General features: G+C 32.1%; 4 protein-coding genes. All 4 read right to left on the reverse strand.

The annotated features are described in order from the left end of the window. Nucleotides 1-609: restriction endonuclease subunit S (locus AB4Y90_RS17170; protein WP_441558784.1), on the reverse strand; the 609-nt coding region annotated here is incomplete at its 3' end. Then, entirely contained in the window at nucleotides 602-1,159 is a 558-nt protein-coding gene (locus tag AB4Y90_RS17175; protein ID WP_441558785.1) for an N-6 DNA methylase, read from the reverse strand. The genes AB4Y90_RS17170 and AB4Y90_RS17175, both read right to left, overlap by 8 nt. Then, entirely contained in the window at nucleotides 1,083-1,934 is an 852-nt protein-coding gene (locus tag AB4Y90_RS17180) for an N-6 DNA methylase (protein ID WP_441558786.1), read from the reverse strand. Before AB4Y90_RS17180 ends, AB4Y90_RS17175 begins: the two co-directional genes overlap by 77 nt. Continuing rightward, nucleotides 1,934-3,721 (reverse strand): type I restriction enzyme subunit R domain-containing protein (locus tag AB4Y90_RS17185; protein WP_441558787.1); only part of this gene is annotated, 1,788 nt, incomplete at its 5' end. The genes AB4Y90_RS17180 and AB4Y90_RS17185, both read right to left, overlap by 1 nt.

Below are 3,721 nucleotides of genomic sequence, written 5' to 3' on the forward strand. Positions count from 1 at the left end.
TTCATTCCAAATCATCTTGCCACCGCTTGATTTATAGGGCTTTCCGTTTTCGTCTGGAAAATCAAACTGTACAAACCAATAGTCGTACAGCGTTTTAGCCATACGCTCTAAATTATCATTTATTTGATTATTAATCGAAATTTTATTATCTAAAGTAGAAAGAATGGAGGAAATTTTCTCTTGGGTTTTTAAGTCATGTCCAAAAAATTCTAATTCAAAGAGATTTTCTTTTGTAAGATTAGGAAAAACTGAACCAAGCGTTCCGCCTAATAACTTTTTTAGGTTAAATTGAAGTATTGCCTTGACATAAGTATTTAATGAACTATGTTTTTTATGTCTGATTGATGCTAATCCCCGTCCAATTGAATATTTTTGGTCTGCAACATTGATTCTACCAGTCGTACTTCCTCGGACACAAAATAGTATATCCTTAGGTTCGGCAAGTCTTTTACTTGAACTGGTATATTGAACAGGATTTGGATGTCTTTCTGAAAATTCAGCTGGACCATTCAATAAAGGTAGACCAATCTTTTGTGTAGAAACAAATTTAGATTCTGGAGATTGCCCCATCGTAATTTCAGCTACATCTTTTAATTTTATCTTATTCATACTTCAAACTTTTAAGCTGTTCCTGAATTTTAACATCCAAAGCATTTCCTTCAGCAAAAAGACTTTGTAAATTGGTTTCAAAATCTTGCATTTTCTCCGCAAACTCTTCTGGTGTAATGTCTACATATTCTATTTTAACTTCAAAATATTGACCAGCAGAGAAAGAATAATTCTTTTCTGCAATTTCTTCTTTCGTTACAACAACAGACAAATCTTCAACAGCTTGTTTTTGATTAAAGGTGTCTACAATTCTAGTTTCTTCTTCGGGAGTTAAAACAGTACGTTGATTTTTACCTTCTTTTACTGTTTTTCCCAACTTGGAAGCATCCATTAAAATAATATGCTCGCTATCTGCTCTTTTATCAAAAAACAAAACAGATACATTTGTTCCTGTACTCGCAAAAATATTACTTGGCATACTTACTACACCACGAAGCCAACCATTACTGATTAACCTTTCACGAATTTTCTTTTCAATCCCACTTTGGGCAGTAATGAAACCTGTGGGAACAACAATTGCAGCCTGACCTTTTTCGCTTAAAGAGTGCATAATCTTCTGAATAAATGGTACAGTTCTTTTCGCCAATCTGATGAGCTAAACTCATTAATAAAGTTCCCGATCCTGCACTCGGATCATAGCATTTAATACCTTTTACTTCATCCGGCACAAGAATTTGTGCCATAATACGAGCAACAGCGTGTGGTGTATAATACTCTGCATATTTACCACCACTGTCAGTGTTATAATCTTTAATCAGATATTCAAAAATAGTTGCAAAGAAATCATATTTCTGAACAAACATTTCTTCAAATGAAAATTCAAATAATTTATTAATCAATGCCTTTGCAAAAGCATCACGTTGAGAAGCATCAGAGATAAACTGAGTAAGCTCATCAAACAAAGTATCTTTTGCACCACTAAATGATTTTACAGAGAAAACATCAGCATTTTCAATCGAAATTTGTCTTAAAGTATCATCAAATGTTTTTCCAAAATCACTGTCATTTTGAATTGCAAACAAATGGGAAATTAAATGTTCCGGATGTAATCTTGGAATATTCGGATCCAAGCTTGCCAGTAAAAATTGATATTCGTCATCACTCATCTCACGAAGAGCTTTAGAAAAATTCTCAGCTTCCGCCAGTTGGGGCTGCTCTTCTTTTACCGCAAAGCGAAACTTATCATTAAGAAACTTGTATAGAAATATTTGTGTGATAATTTTAAATTCATTTCCGTCATTTCCAAGCCCATAATTGGCACATACACTTTTAAGATTATCTATTAAAGATTTTGTTTTGGTTATAAAGTTTATATCTTGAGTCATTATCTATATTGATATTGTTGTAAATATTCCTGCGAAATTAATTGATTTATTTTTTCTGTCGTTGAAAAGTCAATATTTATATTTTCTTTCTTTTTAAATTCATCCACAACAAGTTTTAAAAGATATCTTTTGAAATACGCTTCATTTTTCACCATTTCTTCTTGATTAGTAATAGTTTCATCAACTTGTATTTTTACCTGCATCAATGCTCGGTGAAGTTGAGATTCTTTTGCGTTTAAAGCTCCTTTTTCTGATAAGCGTTTGTGAATTCTAGCGTACTTATCGTCATTATCATATTTAGCTTTTAGCAAGGCATTTTTTCTATTCAGTTCTTTGGCTTGATCATAGATTTTCTGAAGAAGATGCATATTTTCTACCATATCTTCCTGAGTTACCTCACTAAGATTTTTTTTCTTAAAAATTCTTTCTAATTCAGCTCTAAGACTTACAAATTCAGGATCTAGCTGATCAAAATTAGTTTGCAGAGATTCTCTGGCTTTTCGTAGAATGTTTTTAAATTCATCAGCAAGTACCAATTCACTTTCATTAACTTTAACGAATTGAAAAATTATATCCTCTAAAGCTTCATTTAATAGATTTCGGTTCGCTTCTTCGTTTCCRATGCTTTCTATAAGGTTGAGATTGTCAAGTCGATTCTGTGTTTCAATTAATAGACGATTGAGAAGTTCAAAATCTGTTAAACCTTTTAAAGCATCATAACCATTTAAGGCAATTAAATTTTTTAATTCCTTTGCTGTCCGTAAAGCTTTAACTAGTCTTAAAAGCTCTTTTTTATCGTTTAATTCGGCAATTTGTTGAGAAAATAATTCTTTATTTTGAGTGTCATAGTGAAATAAAGTATCTTTTATTTCTTCAATCTCTTGCTTAATCTCTTCTTCGGATTTAAATAGATGAGAGTACATTTCCATTTCATCACCTAACTGCTCTTGCAACTCATCAAAATAGAGTTTATTGGTACGATCAAATGCCTTTGAAATATCAGCAAAATCTACAACATATCCGTACTGATACTTTTTATAAGGACGATTAACTCTTGTGAGTGTTTGTAATAAATTATGATCCTGAATAACTCTCGCTAAATATAATTTTTTCAATCGCTTAGCATCAAAACCTGTCAACAGCATATTATAGACAAACAAAATATCGACGTGCCCTTTTTTATACGCCTTTATAAGTTCTTTTCGAACCTGTTTGTCATTTTCATCATGTAAAATTAAAGAAGCAGTAAGTTTTGGTTCTTCTTTTAAGCCATATTTTGCTTTTGGTTCCGCAACCATCAATATACTTGCATCTGTTTCTTGTTCGCCATATTTCTCCTGAAACAAACGAAATAATTCTTTTGCCTGGTCTGCGGAATCACAAACTACCATCCCTCCCAGAGTAGCATCTTGCTGATCTTTACGGAATTTTATTAAATCATTACAGATATAATCTAACAGTGGCTCTGCAAACTTTGTATTTTTGTAGATGTCTTTTGCCGAAATATCACCTCGCAAAACTTTAATCTCATCAATGACATTCTGCATTTGCATTTTAAAGTTGCCCTCTATTTGCTCTCTTATCAATCTGAGCGTATATCCATCAGCAATAGACATATTGTAGTAATATTTATGGATATAATTTCCAAAAAGTAGTTTTGAATCATAATCTTTTGCTACTTCCTTCAATAAAGGTGTTCCGGTAAGTGCAATTTTGATTGCATTTTTATCAGAATTAATAAGGTTTGCAAGATAATTTCCTTTCGGATTATATGAGCGATGCGCTTC

This window comes from Chryseobacterium sp. 2TAF14 (assembly GCF_052115105.1).
GTDB lineage: Bacteria > Bacteroidota > Bacteroidia > Flavobacteriales > Weeksellaceae > Chryseobacterium.